17 protein-coding genes and 1 riboswitch are annotated in these 16277 nt (G+C 66.9%); of the genes, 11 read left to right on the top strand and 6 right to left on the bottom strand.

The features are described from left to right. Nucleotides 1–6: 6 nt before the first annotated feature. A riboswitch (SAM riboswitch) is annotated at nucleotides 7–123 on the bottom strand. 431 nt (nucleotides 124–554) lie between these two features. The 4 genes from NF551_RS00960 (at nucleotide 555) to acs (ending at nucleotide 5407) form a co-directional block, all read left to right on the top strand. After that, nucleotides 555–1382, top strand: coding sequence for an ABC transporter ATP-binding protein (locus NF551_RS00960; RefSeq protein ID WP_227896607.1), 828 nt, complete (start codon nucleotides 555–557; stop codon nucleotides 1380–1382). Between the two features lie 109 nt (nucleotides 1383–1491). Beyond that, nucleotides 1492–2580: an aliphatic sulfonate ABC transporter substrate-binding protein gene (locus NF551_RS00955; protein ID WP_227896606.1), complete on the top strand. Its 1089-nt coding sequence runs from the start codon at nucleotides 1492–1494 to the stop codon at nucleotides 2578–2580. Continuing rightward, nucleotides 2580–3437 (top strand): ABC transporter permease, encoded by an 858-nt coding sequence (locus NF551_RS00950; protein ID WP_227896605.1) that lies wholly within the window; start codon nucleotides 2580–2582, stop codon nucleotides 3435–3437. Before NF551_RS00955 ends, NF551_RS00950 begins: the two co-directional genes overlap by 1 nt. Continuing rightward, nucleotides 3428–5407, top strand: a complete 1980-nt coding sequence (gene acs / locus NF551_RS00945; RefSeq protein WP_227896604.1) for an acetate--CoA ligase — start codon at nucleotides 3428–3430, stop codon at nucleotides 5405–5407. The genes NF551_RS00950 and acs overlap by 10 nt, the downstream gene beginning before the upstream one ends. Here acs and NF551_RS00940 read toward each other — a convergent pair. Then, entirely contained in the window at nucleotides 5404–5703 is a 300-nt protein-coding gene (locus tag NF551_RS00940) for a hypothetical protein (protein ID WP_227896603.1), read from the bottom strand. The genes acs and NF551_RS00940 overlap by 4 nt on opposite strands. Before the next feature lie 83 nt (nucleotides 5704–5786). On the opposite strand from NF551_RS00940, the gene NF551_RS00935 reads away from it, so the two are divergent. Both NF551_RS00935 and NF551_RS00930 read left to right on the top strand, forming a co-directional pair. Beyond that, on the top strand, nucleotides 5787–7163 hold the full coding sequence (locus tag NF551_RS00935) for an O-acetylhomoserine aminocarboxypropyltransferase/cysteine synthase family protein (RefSeq protein WP_227896602.1): 1377 nt from the start codon (nucleotides 5787–5789) through the stop codon (nucleotides 7161–7163). Further along, nucleotides 7156–7656 carry a CoA-binding protein gene (locus NF551_RS00930; protein ID WP_227896601.1) on the top strand — a complete coding sequence of 167 codons (501 nt, stop codon included), beginning with the start codon at nucleotides 7156–7158 and terminating at the stop codon, nucleotides 7654–7656. The genes NF551_RS00935 and NF551_RS00930 overlap by 8 nt, the downstream gene beginning before the upstream one ends. A gap of 117 nt (nucleotides 7657–7773) precedes the next feature. Here NF551_RS00930 and NF551_RS00925 read toward each other — a convergent pair whose 3' ends face one another. Together NF551_RS00925 and NF551_RS00920 are read right to left on the bottom strand one after the other, a co-directional pair. Next, nucleotides 7774–8535 (bottom strand): hypothetical protein, encoded by a 762-nt coding sequence (locus NF551_RS00925; protein WP_227896600.1) that lies wholly within the window; start codon nucleotides 8533–8535, stop codon nucleotides 7774–7776. Then, nucleotides 8532–9080, bottom strand: coding sequence for an RNA polymerase sigma factor (locus NF551_RS00920; protein WP_227896599.1), 549 nt, complete (start codon nucleotides 9078–9080; stop codon nucleotides 8532–8534). The genes NF551_RS00925 and NF551_RS00920 overlap by 4 nt, the downstream gene beginning before the upstream one ends. Before the next feature lie 414 nt (nucleotides 9081–9494). On the opposite strand from NF551_RS00920, the gene NF551_RS00915 reads away from it, so the two are divergent. Continuing rightward, complete coding sequence (locus tag NF551_RS00915; protein WP_227896598.1) at nucleotides 9495–10910, top strand: amino acid permease; 1416 nt, start codon at nucleotides 9495–9497, stop codon at nucleotides 10908–10910. Here the strand turns inward: NF551_RS00915 and NF551_RS00910 are convergent. From NF551_RS00910 to NF551_RS00900, 3 genes are all read right to left on the bottom strand, one after another. Further along, complete coding sequence (locus tag NF551_RS00910) at nucleotides 10907–11710, bottom strand: carbon-nitrogen hydrolase family protein (protein WP_227896597.1); 804 nt, start codon at nucleotides 11708–11710, stop codon at nucleotides 10907–10909. The genes NF551_RS00915 and NF551_RS00910 overlap by 4 nt on opposite strands. Nucleotides 11711–11749: 39 nt before the next feature. Further along, the gene (locus tag NF551_RS00905) at nucleotides 11750–12868 is read right to left on the bottom strand and encodes an NAD(P)-dependent alcohol dehydrogenase (RefSeq protein WP_227896596.1); all 1119 of its coding nucleotides are present in this window, start codon (nucleotides 12866–12868) and stop codon (nucleotides 11750–11752) included. A gap of 102 nt (nucleotides 12869–12970) precedes the next feature. Then, nucleotides 12971–13420 carry an Hsp20/alpha crystallin family protein gene (locus tag NF551_RS00900; RefSeq protein WP_227896595.1) on the bottom strand — a complete coding sequence of 150 codons (450 nt, stop codon included), beginning with the start codon at nucleotides 13418–13420 and terminating at the stop codon, nucleotides 12971–12973. Nucleotides 13421–13633: 213 nt separating this feature from the next. Between NF551_RS00900 and NF551_RS00895 the strand changes: the two genes are divergently transcribed. From NF551_RS00895 to NF551_RS00880, 4 genes are all read left to right on the top strand, one after another. Then, a complete protein-coding gene (locus tag NF551_RS00895) occupies nucleotides 13634–14227 on the top strand; it encodes a hypothetical protein (RefSeq protein ID WP_252604973.1) in 594 nt (197 codons plus the stop codon). An 11-nt stretch (nucleotides 14228–14238) separates the two neighbouring features. Continuing rightward, a complete protein-coding gene (locus NF551_RS00890) occupies nucleotides 14239–15234 on the top strand; it encodes a DUF2804 domain-containing protein (RefSeq protein WP_227896586.1) in 996 nt (331 codons plus the stop codon). A gap of 103 nt (nucleotides 15235–15337) precedes the next feature. Then, nucleotides 15338–15700, top strand: a complete 363-nt coding sequence (locus tag NF551_RS00885; RefSeq protein ID WP_227896585.1) for a VOC family protein — start codon at nucleotides 15338–15340, stop codon at nucleotides 15698–15700. 4 nt (nucleotides 15701–15704) lie between these two features. Then, nucleotides 15705–16265 (top strand): GNAT family N-acetyltransferase, encoded by a 561-nt coding sequence (locus NF551_RS00880; RefSeq protein ID WP_227896584.1) that lies wholly within the window; start codon nucleotides 15705–15707, stop codon nucleotides 16263–16265. The last annotated feature ends 12 nt before the right edge of the window (nucleotides 16266–16277 follow it).

The raw sequence follows: 16277 nt of genomic DNA, 5'->3' as shown, positions 1-16277 counted from the left end.
GACGGAGCGCCGTACTTGCCGCCGGCGGATTCGCCGGGCGACCGGATCGTCATCTGGGGCACCCCGCTACGGAAAGAGGGTTGCCGCCCAACCAGCCAGAGCTTTGCGTTGGGACTCATGATCCTGCGGCTCCAGTATGGGCCCCTGAGCCGGGGCCGGCGCAACCCCGGCCGTGTCACGCGGCGTAACGCCCGGCGTCGTACTTCCAACTCCGCCCGCCGCCGCGCCGCCTCAACGACCACCGAGAGGCCACTTACGGCTGGTTTGGGCGCTCAAAAGAGCCGTAAGTGGCCTCTCGGCGGGAAATAGGGCCGGAGGGACCCGGATTCGGAATGTTACGCGGGGACTTGCCCGCAGGCTGTCCGAGGGCGTTTAGTTGCACTTGACCATCCCGAGCGGCTGAGAGACCTGGATCAGTGAAGCCGCAGCAACCCTGGTCGGAGTGCTTCCTCCTTGAGGCACTGCGATAGCGAGGTGGACGTCGCAGGAGGCCGCTAACCCGGCCCAGGACGTTTTCCGTAGGGTGCTACTGCCAGGACCGATGGAGTGTTCACATGACTGCAGTACTGTCCTCCGGCTCCCATGCCGTTTCCACTGCCCCGCGCCCCACCCCTGACTCTGCGCTGCCGGTAACGTTCGACGGCGTTGGCCGCGCCTTTGGTTCGGGCGCAAACGCCCACGTGGTGCTGCGCGACATCAATTTCGAGGTCCGTCCGGGCGAAGTCCTGGCCATCCTCGGCTCCAGCGGCTGCGGCAAGTCCACGCTGCTGCGCGCGACCGCCGGACTCGACGCCGCCTCCACCGGGCAGGTGCTGATCGACGGTACTGCCGTCCGCGGCATCGATGACCGGTGTGCCGTTGCCTTCCAGGAACCGCGGCTGCTTCCGTGGCAGACCCTGCAGGCCAACGTCGCCATCGGCCTGCCCAAGAGCACCAGTGCGTCCGAGGGCAAGGCCAAGGTCGCCGAGCTCCTCAAGCTGGTTGAGCTGGACAGCTTCGCGAAGCACCAGCCCCGCGCCGTGTCCGGCGGCATGGCCCAGCGCGCGTCGCTGGCCCGGGCGCTGGCCCGCAAGCCCGGCGTGCTGCTGCTCGACGAACCGTTCGGCGCCCTCGACGCCCTGACCCGCCTCAAGATGCAGGACCTGCTGCTGGACGTGCACCGCGCAGCTCCGGCCACTGTCCTGCTGGTCACGCACGACGTCGACGAGGCGCTGCAGCTCGCGGACCGGATCATTATCCTCGGCCGTGAACCGGGCAAGCCCGGTGCCACCATCACGCAGACCATCACCGTCCCGGGCGCCCGTCCGCGGGACCGTGCCTCGGCTGAACTGGCACGAATGCGCGGAGAGCTCTTGGCGAGCCTCGGCGTCGACCGCCACTAGGCGACCCCTCCTCCCCCACCGCCGCGGGCATTCCCGCGGCGGATGCCGCGGGCGATCCGTGCCCGCACCGCCCTTCTTCCCTGCCCTCCACTTCCTGAAGGAATTCCCCATGAACAGCCGTTCCCGCTTCTCCCGCCGCCCGCCCAGCTTCTCCCGCCGCCCGCCCAGCTTCTCCCGCCGTCCCCTCGCCGTCCTGGCCGCCGCTGCCGCAGCGTTCTCGCTGGCCCTCACGGGCTGCGTTGCCGGCGAAGACTCCTCCGGCGCTGCCGCCAATGATGCAGCCGACGGCGGCACCCTGAACATTGACTTCGCCACCTACAACCCGCTCAGCCTGGTCATCAAGGACCAGGGCTGGCTGGAAGCCACCCTTGAAGAGCAGGGCGTGGACGTGAACTGGGTGCAGTCCGCCGGATCGAACAAGGCCAATGAGGCACTGCGTGCCGGAGCGATCGACGTCGGCTCCACCGCCGGTTCGGCTGCCCTGCTGGCCCGGTCCAACGGCTCCCCGATCAAGACCATCAGCATCTACTCGCAGCCGGAATGGGCCGGACTCCTCGTCTCTTCCGACTCGGACATCACTTCCGTGGCTGACCTGGCCGGCAAGTCCGTCGCCGCCACCAAGGGCACCGACCCGTACTTCTTCCTGGTCCAGGCGCTGGAAGAGGCCGGGCTGAGCACCTCCGACGTGACGGTTGAGAACCTGCAGCACGCGGACGGCCGCACTGCCCTTGAAAACGGCGCCGTGGACGCCTGGTCCGGCCTGGACCCGATCATGGCCGGCGCCGAGCACGCTGGTGCCGAGTTCCTTTACCGCAATCTGGACTTCAACACCTACGGCTTCCTGAACGCCACCGAGTCCTTCCTGGAAGAGCAGCCGGAAGTAGCCCAGACCGTGGTCAACGTCTATGAAAGGGCGCGTGCCTGGGCAGCCGAGAACCCGGAAGAAACCGCGCAGATCCTCGCCGACGTCGCCGGCCTGGACCTCGAAGTGGCCCGCACCGTCATTCTGGAACGCAGCAACCTCGACGTCGACGCCGCCCCGGGCGACGCCCAGCGCAAGGTCCTGGAAAAGGTGGGACCCGTGTTCGTCGAGACCGGCGACGTCGCCAGTCAGAAGGCGATCGACGACGCCGTTGCCTCCCTGCTGGATGACTCCTTCGTGCAGAAGGCCGATCCGGCGGCCGTTAAGGAATCCTGATGAGCAGCAATTCCCAGCAAACTTCCGTTCCCGTGGCCGTGGGTCCGCAGGGCCCGTCCGCGGCTGTCCCGCCCGTCACCGGGCGTCCGTCCGCCGGCGCCCTTTCCCGGACCTGGGTCCGCGTGTCCCTGGGCCTCGTAGTTCCGGTACTCCTGCTGGCCCTCTGGCAGCTGGTGTCCGTGCTCGGCCTCTTCAGTGCCGTGCAGCTGCCCTCCCCCGGCGCGGTCCTGACCTCCGCCGCTGACCTGATGGAACGCGGCGAGCTGGGCACGCACATCGCTATCTCCACCCAGCGGGTCCTCACCGGCTTCGCCCTCGGCGCCGCCCTGGGCCTGGTCCTGGGCGCGGTACTGGGCCTCTCGAAACTGGCAGATGTGCTGCTGGGCCCGCTGTTCGGCGCCGTCCGGGCCGTTCCGTCCCTGGCCCTGGTTCCGCTGCTTATCCTGTGGATGGGCATCGGCGAGGACTCCAAGGTCACGCTGATCACTATCGGGGCGTTCTTCCCGGTCTTCACCACCGTGTCCCTGGCTCTGCGGCACGTGGACAAGAACCTCGTGGAAGCAGCCCGTGCCTTTGGCCTGAACGGACTGAAGCTGCTCACCACGGTGCAGCTGCCCGCCGTCGTACCCTCGGTCTTCTCCGGCCTGCGCCTTGCGCTGGCCCAGTCCTGGCTGTTCCTGGTGGCCGCGGAACTGATCGCCTCCTCCATGGGGCTGGGCTTCCTGCTCACCGACTCGCAGAACAACGGCCGCACCGACCGGATGTTCCTGGCAATCGTGCTGCTGGCGGTCATCGGTAAAACAACGGATGCCCTGCTGGGCGTCGCAGAGAAGTGGGCAGTGAAGAAATGGGCGTAGGCACAGCAACCCAGACAGCAGCCGAACCGGAGTTCGCCACTGAATCAGAGCGCATCGCGTTCTGGGAGGAGGCTGCCCGGCGGCTGCAGTGGGAGACGCCGTGGCACACCGCGCACCGCTTTACCCCGCCCCAGCGGCTCAGCGGCCCGGACGTTCCCGAAGCCGACGCCGAGTACACCGTCCCGGAGATCGAATGGTTCGCCGGGGGCCGGCTCAACGTCGCAGTAAACTGCGTGGACCGCCACGTTGCCGCGGGCCGCGGCAACAAGGTTGCCCTGCACTGCGAGGGCGAGCCCGGGGACCGGCGCAGCATCACCTACGCGCAGCTGCAGAAGGAAGTCTCCAAGGCTGCCAACGCGCTGCTGGCCCTGGGCATCGAAAAGGGCGATCGGGTGGTCATCTACCTCCCCGTCATCGCCGAGACCATCATCATCACGCTGGCCTGCGCCCGGATCGGCGCGGTGCATTCGCTGGTGTTCGGCGGGTTCTCCGCGGAGGCACTGAAGTTCCGGGTGGAAGACACCCGGGCCAAACTGCTGGTCACCACGGACGGGCAGTTCCGCCGCGGCACTGCCGTTCCGGTCAAGGACAACGCGGATGAAGCAGTGTCCGGTGAAAACGCGATCGAACATGTCCTGGTGGTGAAGCGCACCGGCTGCGACATCGCCTGGACCGAAGGGCGGGATGTCTGGTGGCACGACACCGTGGACACGGCCTCCGACGTGCACGAGCCGGAATCCTTCGACGCCGAAACGCCGCTGTTCATCATGTACACCTCCGGCACCACGGGAAAGCCCAAGGGCCTGGTCCACACCATGGGCGGCTACCTCACGCAGGCGTCCTGGAGCTACGAGTTCCTCTTCGCCAATCCGGACGAATCCGCGCGCGGGCAGGACGTCCACTGGTGCACTGCCGACCTGGCCTGGGTCACCGCGCACACCTACGAGATCTACGGCCCGCTCTCCAACGGCGTCACCCAGGTCATCTTCGAAGGCACCCCGAACACCCCCCACCCGGGCCGGCACTTCGAAATCATCGAACGGTACAAGGTCACCAGTTACTACACCGCCCCCACCCTGGTCCGGTCCCTGATGGGCTGGTTCCCCGACGGCGTCCCGGACACCTGGGACCTGTCCTCCATCCGCTTGCTCGGCACGGTCGGCGAAGCGGTGAACCCGGAAGCGTGGCGCTGGATGCGGGAGAACATCGGCCGCGGTGAGGTCCCCGTGATCGATACCTGGTGGCAGTCCGAAACCGGCGCGACGATCCTGTCTCCGCGCCAGACCGACACCGCGTTCAAGCCCGGCTGCGCCTCCCGCGCCCTGCCCGGCGTCTCCACCAGGATCGTCGACGGGGACGGCAACGACGTTCCGCCGAACGTGCAGGGCTTCATCGTGGTGGACCGGATCGGCCCGTCGATGGCCCGCACCTGCTGGGGCGACCCGCAGCGCTACCTCTCCTCCTACTGGCGGCAGTACGCGCAAAAGGGCTGGTTCCTGGCCGGGGACGGCGCACGGTACGACGACGACGGAGACACCTGGATCCTGGGCCGCGTGGACGACGTGCTCAACGTCTCCGGCCACCGGCTCTCCACCATCGAAATCGAATCGGCACTGGTCTCCCACCCCTGGGTCGTGGAGGCCGGGGTCTGCCCCGTCGCGGATCCGAAGACCGGGCACGCGATTGCCGCGTTCGTGGTCCTGACGGATGCCGCGGCCACGGACGGGGACGCCGTCACGAAGGCCCTGCGGGACCACGTCGCCAAGGAGATCGGGCCGATCGCCAAGCCGGCCGCCGTCGTCGTGGTTCCCGATGTACCGAAGACCCGTTCCGGGAAGATCATGCGCCGCCTGCTCACGCAGCTGTTCGAGGGCAGCACGCTTGGAGACACCACCAGCCTGCAGAACGAGCCGTGCATTCCCGCGATCCACGCTGTGTGCGAGGAACGGCGTGCCGGGAGCGCTGCCTAGTGAACGCGCGCCAGCGTCACCCGGTCCAGCTCCACCGCGCCGCCCATGGCACGGTGCAGGCGCACGAACTCCACCGGAGACACTTCCAGGATGGTGGTGTTGTGCTTCGGCGGCAGCAGTTCCGGATGCCGGCTGTCCATCATTTCGGTGAACATCTTCTGCGCCTCGACCCGGTCCATCGGGTCCGTGGGTGTGATTTTGTGGTTCGCCGAGGCCAGTTTGTATCCCGTTTCGACCACGATCACGTACTGTTCCATGCCGGCTCCCCGGGTCGCCTCGTCGCATCTGTTCTTCACATTGTTGGTTTTCCGCACCTAATAAAGCAACCATCGGAGAACCGCTTACCCGCGGTTCCCCCAAGGAAGGAGCACTCAGTTCCATGAGTGACCGCCAGTTCGGCTTCCGCACCCGTGCCCTGCACGCCGGCGGAACCCCCGACGCCATCCACGGCGCCCGTGCCGTGCCCATCTACCAGTCGACGTCGTTCGTGTTCAAGGACACCGCCGACGCCGCGAACCTGTTTTCGCTGCAGAAGTACGGAAACATCTACTCCCGGATCGGCAACCCCACGGTCGCCGCGTTCGAGGAACGCATCGCGTCCCTCGAGGGAGGAATCGGAGCCGTGGCGACGGCATCGGGCATGTCAGCGGAGTTCGTGACCTTCGCGGCCATCTGCTCCGCCGGGGACCACATCGTGGCCGCTTCCCAGCTCTACGGCGGAACGGTCACGCAGCTGGACGTCACGCTGCGCCGCTTCGGGATCGAAACCACGTTTGTTCCCGGAACGGATCCTGCGGACTACGCGGCTGCAATCCAGGAAAACACCAAAGCCGTGTATGCCGAGGTTGTGGCGAACCCCAGCGGCGAGGTCACCGACATCGAGGGCCTGGCCAAGGTGGCGCACGACGCCTGTGTGCCGCTGATTCTCGATGCCACGCTGAGCACTCCCTACCTGGTGCAGCCGTTCAAGCACGGCGCGGACATCGTCATCCACTCCGCCACCAAGTTCATCGGCGGTCACGGCACCACCCTCGGCGGCGTCGTCGTGGAGGCCGGCACGTTCAACTGGGGCAACGGCAAGTTCCCGGCCATGACCGAACCGGTGCCCTCCTACGGCAACATCTCCTGGTGGGGGAACTTCGGTGAATACGGCTTCCTGACCAAGCTCCGCTCCGAGCAGCTGCGCGACATCGGGCCCACGCTGAGCGCGCAGTCCGCGTTCCAGCTGCTGCAGGGCGTGGAAACCCTGGCCCAGCGGGTGGATGAACACCTGCGCAACGCACAGGCCGTGGCCGAATGGCTGGAAGCGGACGAGCGCGTGGCCTGGGTGTCCTATGCCGGGCTGCCGTCCCATCCGCACCATGAACGGGCCAAGAAGTACCTGCCCAAGGGACCCGGTTCCGTGTTCAGCTTCGGCGTGAAGGGCGGCCGGACCGCAGGCCAGACCTTCATCGAGTCACTGCAGCTCGCCTCGCACCTGGCGAACATCGGCGACTCACGGACCCTGGTGATCCACCCGGGTTCCACGACACATCAGCAGCTCTCCCCCGAACAGCTGGCTGCTGCCGGTGTGCCGGAGGACCTGGTCCGGATCTCCGTGGGGCTGGAGGACCTCGACGATATCCTGTGGGACCTGGACCAGGGCCTCACCGCCGCTGCGGCCGCCGCAGCGTCCCCGGCTGCCGCCGTCGAACCGGCGTCCTGCTCCGTGCCCGCCGCGACCGCTGCCCAGACCCAGGAGTCCGCCAATGTCTGAAACACCCGATACCCGCACCTGGCAGAGCCCCAGCGCCCCGGAACGCCTGGCCCTGCTGCGTTCGGCGAAGTCGATCGCGATTGTCGGAGCATCGGACAAGCCCTCCCGTGCGTCCTACTTCGTGGCGACCTACCTGCTCTCCTCCTCGCCGTACAAGGTGTACTTCGTGAACCCGGTGGCCAAGGAAATCCTGGGCCAGCCTGTGTACGCGTCGCTGGCGGACCTTCCGGAGACCCCGGACATCGTGGACGTTTTCCGGCGGCACGAGGACCTGCCGACGGTTCTCGAGGAAGCGAAGGCTGTGGGGGCCAAGACGCTCTGGCTGCAGCTGGGTTCCTGGCATGAGGACGTGGCCCGCGGCGCCGAAGCGGCAGGAATGAACGTGGTGATGGACCGCTGCGTGAAGATCGAGCACGCCCGGTTCCACGGCGGCCTGAACCTGGCCGGCTTCAACACCGGAGTGATTTCCTCCAAGCGCCAGCTGACGGTCTAGCCCTCTCCGCCGCCAAAACCACCGAGAGGCCAGTTACGGCTCGTTTCACGTCTGAAACGAGCCGTAACTGGCCTCTCGTGTGAAAAAGGACGGGGTTAGCCGAAGTCCGCGGCCCGGTCAGTCATCATCCCGGCCGCTCCTAGCCCGGTTTTCCTGGCTCTTGCCGCGCTCACCGTGGTCCTTGCCGTACCCGTCTTTCGACGTACCGGAACGCTTTTCATGCTCCCAGCCGGATTGCCTTTGGCCATTCTCTGAACCGTTGCCCCGGTTCCCCTGGTTCCAGTCCCGGCCGCTCCGCTGCTCTGAACGTTCGGGAGCACGTTCCGGAGAATCTTCCGAAGGGCCTTCCGCAGCGCCATCCGTAGGCGCGGCCGGCGCGGCCGGCGCGGACGGCACGGACGGATCGGCTTCGGCTTCGGCTTCGGCTTCGGCGGACGGAACCGCCTCCGGGTCCGGGATGGTTTCGGCAGCAGGTGCAGGATCGGCGGAGGAATCCGGAAGATCGGTTGGCGCCGGGGTCTCCGGAGCCGGCGCCGGGGCCGGGATCTGCTCGTAGTGCACGGGCGCGGGCAACTCGTGCGAGTTTTCGGCAGTCACCCAAAAGTCGCCGTTCGCAGCGACGCCGGTAGTGCCGGCAGCCATGGCCGCAATGACCGCTCCGCCCAGGAGGAAACCACGGCGCCGGGACTTGCGAAGAGGGGTGACTCCTGCCGTGAAGAGGGCCTCCAGTTCGGCGCACGGCGCCGGCGCCTCGCCGCGGGACTCGGTGCGCAGCTTCCGGAGCGCGTCTGTGAGCTCCGGTGTTGCTTCGACACCTGATTCATCCAAGAGGCGCCGGATTGCTTCTTCGTCGCCGGGGTTGCTGGACATCCCGTTCATAGTTCCGCTGCCTCCTTTCCTGCGAAGCGTTCCTTGAGGGCCGCCAGTGCCCTTCTTTGAAGTTGTTTGACGGAGTTTTCCGTCTTCCCCATGATTTGCGCTGCTTCCTCCAAGGAGAGATCCGCGACGACGCGCAGGAGAATCACCTCGCGCTGCTGGTCCGTGAGCCCTTCCAGCAGGGGGGCAACCATGTGGGAACTCCCCATCACGGTGTCCTCAGCCGATTCCGAATACCGGATATCCGCCAGCGGGTCATAGGGGGCGGGGGCGGGCTGGCGCTCACGCCGCCGCTGGTCATCGACCATCCGGGCGTGGGCAACGGAAAAGGTGAAGGTTCGCAGACCTGCGGCTCCGCCGGTGATTGTCGATAGCTTGCCGAATACCGTCAGGAAGACCTCTTGTGCCAGGGCTTCAGGATCGTCACAGCCCTTGGACTTCAGGTAGCCAAGGACGGCCGGCGCCAGGGACTCGTATACGGCCCGGAGCGCCGCGGGGCTGTTTGCACGCGCCTCAGCGACCATCTGCTCTGTGAGCGGGTCAGCCAAGGCGGGGTCCTTCGATCCAGAACGTTGGGGCGAACCAAATCGTACCCCGCCCAGGCTGATCCTGCAGGGAAATGGCCGCGCCGAAGCTTTTTGGGGGGATAAACCCCGGCGCGGCCATTACACAGAGGTAATCGTCCGTAGACCGGGAAAAGTTACGCGGTTGCGAAAAAACATTTCCCTTCCGTTCCGGGCCGCTTTTCACTTCGGTCCGGACCTGCACGCCGCCGGCCGTTCGGCCCCTGCGGGACGGTCCGGAGAGGTCTCCGGAGAGGCGGCGGCGCCGGTGAATGTGGGAGACTTGAGCGGCGCCCGCCCCCGTTGGTGCGCGCCGCGCGGCAAGCGGGATCAACAAGCCTCCAAGCCCCGCACCGGACCAGCAACCCCGGCGGCCGAGTGCCCCGGCACAGGAAGACCATGCCCCTCACCACCCCCCTTGACCGCCGCAGCGACACCGGGCTCCAACGCAGCCTGTCCGTAAGGCACATCCGTTTCATTGCGCTTGGTTCCGCCATTGGCACCGGGCTGTTCTACGGCTCGTCCCAAACCATCCAAGCGGCGGGACCAGCCGTGCTGATCGCGTATCTCATTGCCGGCTGCGCGGTGTTCCTGGTCATGCGGGCACTGGGAGAAATGGCCGTACGCCATCCCGTCGCCGGCTCGTTTTCGCAGTACGCCGGCCGCTACCTTGGCCCCCGCATGGGTTTCCTCACGGGCTGGACGTTCGCCTTCGAGATGATCATTGTTGCCATCGCCGACATGACCGCCGTGAGCATGTACATGGGTTTGTGGTTCCCGGACACCCCCGGCTGGCTGTGGATGGTCGCCGCGATGCTGGTGATCGGCGGGTTGAACCTGATGCGCGTGAGTGTCTTCGGGGAACTGGAGTTCTGGTTCACCCTGATCAAGGTCTCCACCATCATCGCGATGGTGGCCGGCGGCCTGTACCTGATCGTCTTCGGCATCAGCACCGGCGGCTACGAACCGGGCGTGCACCATTTGGTGGACCACGGAGGTTTCGCACCCTTTGGAGTGTGGGGAGTCGTCATGAGCCTGGGAATCGTGGTGTTCTCCTTCGGCGGTATCGAGACACTTGGGGTGACCGCCGGCGAAACCGGGGACCCGCAGCGGGCCATCCCCAAAGCGGTCAACACCGTACCGGTGAGGATCCTGCTCTTCTACATCCTCTCCCTGGGCGTCATGCTCTGCCTCCTGCCCTGGGACCGGATCGGTTCCGAGGGCAGCCCCTTCGTGCAGGTTTTCGCGGGCCTGGGCATTCCGTTCGCTGAACACCTCATCAACGCCGTGGTCCTGACGGCCGCACTGTCGGCGATGAACTCGATCTTCTACGCCGCCGCCCGCACCATGTACGGGCTCGCCGAACAGGGCCACGCCCCGAACAGCTTCACCCGGGTGTCCCGCTTTGGTGTGCCCGTCTGGCCGGTAGGCATCCTCATGGCCAGCCTGGTCGCGGGGCTGGGGCTGTATCTGTGGATCCCGGACCAGCTGTTCCTGGTGGTGGCCTCGATTGCCACGTTTGCGACGCTCTTCACCTGGTCTTCCATCCTGCTCAGCCACCACCGCATGAGACTGGAAATGCGCCGGGAGGGGACGCCATCGGCCGGCTTTGCGTTCCCGGGATGGCCGGTGCTGAACTATGCCGCGCTGGCCTTCATGGGCGTGGTGACCGTCATTCTGGCCTTCACCGGACCCGGCCGGACAGCCCTGGCCGTCGGCGGGGTGTGGCTGCTGCTGATGCTCGCCGCTTACCGGTACCTCGTTAAGGGCCCGGGGCGGCAGCCGATCGAACTGCCGGAACCAAACGCGCGCTAGCCCTCCAGAATCTGCTCATTGGCGGCAAACCGGCGGTTTTGCAGCACCGGAAGGAATTCCCGGACCTCGTCAATGCGGCTGCGCACGACGTTGGCAGTAACAACGCCGGACGGCTCCTCACCGAGGAAGACCTGCGGGATGCCCAGGGGATCAAGCACCACGGAGTGGCCAATCGTGTGGGAGCTCGAGGTGCCGGCAGCTGCCACCCACACGGTGTTCTCGATGGCCCGGGCCTTCAGCAGCGTCTCCCAGTGGTCCACTTTGTGCTCACCTTTGAACCAGGCGGCAGGCACGGCAAGGAGGTCCGCTCCCTGGACGGCCAGGGCGCGGGCCAGCTCGGGGAACCGCAGGTCGTAACAGGTCATGAGCCCCACCCGCAGGCCGCCGATCTCCACCACCTGGATGCCGCGGTCCCCGGCCTTGATCCGGGTTGATTCCTGGTAGCTGAAAGCGTCGTACAGGTGCAGCTTGCGGTACGTCGCGGCAATCCTGCCGTCGTTATCGATGGCGACCAGGGTGTTGTAGGGCCGTTCTTCCCCTGAGGATTCATACCCGCCGGCGACGACGGCGATACGCAGTTCCGCGGCAATCAGCGAGAGCTGCTGGACGAACCTGGTCCAGCCGGCGTCGACCGCTGATGCGAGGGTCCCCTCGACCTTGCCGATGCTGAACATGGACTCTTCGGGGAAGACGATCAGCTCGGACCCTTCGGCTTTTGCCTTCTCAGCCAGCGAGCGCATCGCCGCAAGGTTTTCCTCGACGTCTCCGCCGGGGCTGAACTGACCTACGCTGACCAACATCGGATGACCGCCTTGCTCGGGACCGGATTTTTCTCCAGCCTAGTGCAGGTCCTCGAAGTGGAGCACAGGTTTCAGCACCTCTCCGGCCTTCGCGGCGGCGGCGGCATCGTTGATTTCATTGAAACGGTAGGGGGTCACCAGCTTCTGCAGCGGGAACCGTCCCTGCTGCACCAGGTCCACCAGCGCGGGCAGGAACAGCTGCGGAGTGGAGTCCCCTTCCGTAATGCCGAGCACCTGGCGCCCGTTGAGCAGGAAGTTCACGTCCAGCTCCACGGTTGATCCGGAGGCGGGTGCGCCAATCAGGCCGAGCTTGCCCAGCGGAGCCAGGGAGTCCGCTGCAGCCGCCGCGACGTGGGTGCTTCCCGTTGTCTCCAGTGCGTGCGTGACACCCGCGCCGTCCGTGAGTTCCAAAAGCGCCTGCAGCGCATCGGTGCTGCCGGAATTGACGACGTCGGTCGCTCCGAGTTGCCGGGCCAGCTCCAGCCGCGAGTCCACCAGGTCCATGACCACGATCCGGGTCGAGCCACTGAGGGCCGCAGCCATCACGGCGGAGAGACCCACGGGACCGGCCCCGAAGACCGCCAGGGTGGAACCCGGCTCGGGGCGCAGCACGTTCAGGACCGCACCGGCTCCGGTCTGGATTCCGCAGCCCAGCGGCGCGAGCAGGGTCAGGTCTGCGTCAGGATCCACCTTCGTGACGCCGCGCTCATCCGCGAGGACCAGGTTCGCGAAGGAGGACTGGGCGAAGAAATGTCCGTGGACTCCCTTACCCTCCTTGGTGATGGTGGCACTGCCGTCCATGCGCGAGCCGCCCAGGAGGTTGAGGTCCAGGAAGTCCACACAGTAGGCGGGATGGCCGCTGCGGCAGTTCCGGCAGGTGCCGCAGCTGGTGAAGCTGAGCAGGACGTGGTCGCCGGGAACCACGGAGGTCACGGCACTGCCCACCTCCTCGACGACGCCGGCTCCTTCATGGCCCAGGATGCCGGGCAGCGGGAACGGAATGTGGCCGGCCTGGACACCGAGGTCGGTTCCGCAGACGCCTGCTGCGACCATCCGGACCACCACCTCGTCAGGACGGGGGTCGTCAAGAACGACGTCGGTGATTTCAAACTGTTCATGGACGCCGCGCAGGATCGCGGCACGCGCCTGGGTAGTCATGTGCCCACGCTACGCGGCCCGGTGCCCGCGCGTCAGTGCCCGGACACGGATCGGGGCGGCAGACGGGAACTCCGCCTGCCGCCCCGAATGGACATGGTGCCTCTAGGCGCTGACCGCCTCGGCTTCGCGGTGCTCGCCGCTGGTGCCCAGCGATGCCGAGGAGCCGGACTGCACCTCGATACGGCGCGGCTTGGCCTTTTCACTGACCGGGATCAGGACAGTGAGCACACCGTTTTCGTAGTGGGCGGTGATGCCTTCGGTGTCGAGACCCTGGCCAAGGCTGAGCTGGCGCAGGAAGGAGCCGCCCTCGCGCTCACGGGTCAGCCACTGCACGCCATCGGCGCCGCGCAGGGTGCGCTCGGCACGGATCGTCAGGAGCTGGCCGTCGACGTCGATGTCCACGGAGCCCGGATCGATGCCGGGAAGGTCGACGCTGAGGACATACCGGTCGTCCTGCCGGTAGAGGTCCATCGGCATCCCGCGCAGGGTTTCGCTGCGCAGGGTCTGGGCGAAACGGTCCAGTTCACGGAACGGGTCAAATCGGGTAGCCATCACACAATCAACTCCTTCACGCCTCCGCTGCTCCATTCAGCGGGCTGATCTGCTGTTTGAGGAAAGTTGAGTTGGATTCGCTCAACTTTCGGCAGTAGATTAGCACTCGAAGCATGAGAGTGCCAGTCTTAGTTCGGGCCCCTTATGATTTCCCCGGGCGGATCACTCCGTCCCGCCGTCTTTCATTCGAAACTTGTCTGGAAGCAGGTCAACGTGTCCCTCCCCGCAGACTTCCGGCGGCGCCATCCCGGCGCCGCCCGGCTCCTGTCCCTCCCCAGCCGGGTTGCCGGCTCCCCTCCCTCCCCTGTCCTGGACGCGACCTGCTGGTTGAGCGTTCTCTGGGTAGCTGCCGCCCTGCTGGGCCTCGGCTTCTTCTCCGGCGGAACCACGTCTTTGGTCCTGGCAGCGGTGCTGCTTTACGGCACAGGGACCTGCCTGGCTGTCGTGGGCTGGCTGGCCTTCAGAGCACTGCGGTTACGGGCCGCCCGCCGGGCTGCAGAGAAGCGGGACGCCGCAGCTGCCCGGGATTTCCTCGCCGCGGCGGAGTTCGCCCGGGCCGAGATTCGTGCGGCGCTCTTCCCCGAGGGGGCAACCGGCAGGCCCGCCCGCTCGGCCACAGCCCCGGCCCCGGCCCCGGCAGGTCCCCGGAGTGCCGCGCGGCCATCCACCAAGTCGCCGATCTGCAAAAAGGCCAGACGTAAGTCTGCGCCCAGTAAGTCCACCCCCGGGAACTCCGTCAGGAACACCGTCAGGAACACCGCCGCGAAGACCGCGGCGGTACAGGATGACTTCGCCCAAGCGGCCTAGACTGTGGCGCCATGGACGAAATCAAGGAACCCGTGCAGCTTGCCCTGCCCAGCGGGAAGCTCAACCCCGCGGCGACAGGCTACACACGCAGTCCGCTGCACGCCTTCGGGCACCTGCCGTCCGGCCTGCGGCACGGCTGGCGGAGCAAGCGGTGGGAGTACTGGGGCGTCGTGACCCCGGAGCTGGTCGTCGGCATGACGATCGCGCACCTGGACTACGCCGCAACGCTTCAGCTGTACGTCCTGGAACGCGCCACCGGCAAGGAAATCCGCTGCGACCCGCTGGCCCTGCCTGCCGGCTCGGCAGCCCTCCTGCCGGACACGCTGCCGCCCCTTACAGCCGTGGGCTCCATGGGCGGGCTGCACCTGCGGTTCCATGACGACGCCGGCGGCACGCACCTGCGCGCCGAAGCGGAGCGTGTCGCCGTCGAACTCTATGCTCCGCTGGGCGGGGACGTGCTTGGCGTGGTGGTGCCGTGGTCGGATACGCGGTACCAGTACACGCTGAAGGACGTGGCTCGGGCGGTCAGCGGGACCGTGACGGTGGACGGGCAGGAGTATTCCGTCGGCGGGCCGGAGTCCTTTGCGGTACTGGACCGCGGCCGCGGCCGCTGGCCGTATTCCAAACGCTGGAACTGGGCTGCCGGGTTCGGGACCGTGGACGGCACGCGGCTGGGCCTGCAGGTCGGCGGCCTGTGGACCGCCGGAACTCCGGCTACCGAAAACGCGCTGATCGTGGACGGGGTGCTCCACCATTACGACGGCGAACTGGAGTTCAGCTACGACCTGGCGGATCCGCTGGCTCCCTGGCAGGTGCGCGGGGACTGGATCGACGCCACGCTGACGCCGTTCCACCGGCGCCTGGCGGCAACGAACGCCGTCCTCGTGGCCGCGAAGACCTGGCAGGCGTTTGGCTCCTGGTCAGGCTGGGCCGTGGCCCCGGACGGAACGCGCCACCGGCTCGACGGCCTCCAGGGCTGGATCGAAGAGGCCCGGAACCGCTGGTAGGTTGCCGGCAGATGCCCCGATCAGTCCCCGCGGCCAGGGGTGTTCCATTGCGTAATCCGCTGCTAGGTTCGTAGCGACCCCGCCCGAGCCGAAGGAGTCTTCCGTGAGCAGCAGATTTTCCTCCCTTGCCCTTGATGCCGTCGACGTGGAGAGCCAGGCCAAGTTCTGGACCCAGGCCCTCGGGTACCGGATTGCCGAAGAATTCGACGGCGGGCTCGGCCTGATGCCCGAAGACGGCGTGCTGGGACCGCCAATCGACATCATTCCCGTTCCGGACGCGAAGACCGCGAAGCTCCGCCTGCACATCGATCTGGTTCCCGAAGGCTGCACCCAGCAAGAGGAAGTGGACCGGATGCTTGCCCTCGGCGCTGTCCGCGCCGACGTCGGGCAGGGCCCGGATGTTCCCTGGGTTGTCCTGGCAGACCCCGAAGGCAACGAGTTCTGCATCCTCTCGGCCAGGGACTAGGAGCGTGGATAGCCCTGGTATGGACACGACGGACATCACGATCCGCCAAGCGGTCGACCAGGATTCCGAGCTCCTCGCCGAGCTCCACGTTGCTGCATGGCGTGCTGCCTACCGGGGAATCATGAGCGATGAATACCTCGACGGAATGGACGTGGCACGCGTGGCTGACGGATGGCGCCGCAACCTCGGAACACCGGATTCGGGCACCACGTACCTGGTCGCCGCTGTTGCCGGCCGCCCGGTCGGTTTCGCCGCTTTCGATCCCGCGCCCGAGGACGACGCCGGCACGGGAGAGCTCCGCGCCATCAACGTCCACCCCGGCTGGTGGAACCGGGGAGCAGGTTCTGCCCTCTTCACGGAAGCGGAACGCGGCCTGGCCGAACTGGGCTGCTCGCGTGCCTTCCTCTGGGTGGCCAAGGAGAACCGCAGGGCCCGGCAGTTCTATGATAGACACGGCTGGATGAACGACGGCGGTGTCCTCGAGGACACCCGGTTCACCCCTCCGGTGTTCGAAGTCCGGTACAGCCGGGACTTTCCTGCAGACTGGCCTCACTCCCGTCCGTGAACCTACCGGCGG

This window comes from Arthrobacter caoxuetaonis (genome assembly GCF_023921125.1).
Taxonomy (GTDB): domain Bacteria; phylum Actinomycetota; class Actinomycetes; order Actinomycetales; family Micrococcaceae; genus Arthrobacter_B; species Arthrobacter_B caoxuetaonis.
This window is presented reverse-complemented; position numbering and strand designations above follow the sequence as displayed.

What these genes read in the sequence shown, in the direction of transcription:
- NF551_RS00960 (WP_227896607.1), top strand. Translation starts at nt 555, where the DNA reads ATGACTGCAGTACTGTCCTCCGGCTCCCATGCCGTTTCCACTGCCCCG.
- NF551_RS00955 (WP_227896606.1), top strand. Translation starts at nt 1,492, where the DNA reads ATGAACAGCCGTTCCCGCTTCTCCCGCCGCCCGCCCAGCTTCTCCCGC.
- NF551_RS00950 (WP_227896605.1), top strand. Translation starts at nt 2,580, where the DNA reads ATGAGCAGCAATTCCCAGCAAACTTCCGTTCCCGTGGCCGTGGGTCCG.
- acs (WP_227896604.1), top strand. Translation starts at nt 3,428, where the DNA reads ATGGGCGTAGGCACAGCAACCCAGACAGCAGCCGAACCGGAGTTCGCC.
- NF551_RS00935 (WP_227896602.1), top strand. Translation starts at nt 5,787, where the DNA reads ATGAGTGACCGCCAGTTCGGCTTCCGCACCCGTGCCCTGCACGCCGGC.
- NF551_RS00930 (WP_227896601.1), top strand. Translation starts at nt 7,156, where the DNA reads ATGTCTGAAACACCCGATACCCGCACCTGGCAGAGCCCCAGCGCCCCG.
- NF551_RS00925 (WP_227896600.1), bottom strand. Translation starts at nt 8,535, where the DNA reads ATGAACGGGATGTCCAGCAACCCCGGCGACGAAGAAGCAATCCGGCGC.
- NF551_RS00915 (WP_227896598.1), top strand. Translation starts at nt 9,495, where the DNA reads ATGCCCCTCACCACCCCCCTTGACCGCCGCAGCGACACCGGGCTCCAA.
- NF551_RS00910 (WP_227896597.1), bottom strand. Translation starts at nt 11,710, where the DNA reads ATGTTGGTCAGCGTAGGTCAGTTCAGCCCCGGCGGAGACGTCGAGGAA.
- NF551_RS00905 (WP_227896596.1), bottom strand. Translation starts at nt 12,868, where the DNA reads ATGACTACCCAGGCGCGTGCCGCGATCCTGCGCGGCGTCCATGAACAG.
- NF551_RS00900 (WP_227896595.1), bottom strand. Translation starts at nt 13,420, where the DNA reads ATGGCTACCCGATTTGACCCGTTCCGTGAACTGGACCGTTTCGCCCAG.
- NF551_RS00890 (WP_227896586.1), top strand. Translation starts at nt 14,239, where the DNA reads ATGGACGAAATCAAGGAACCCGTGCAGCTTGCCCTGCCCAGCGGGAAG.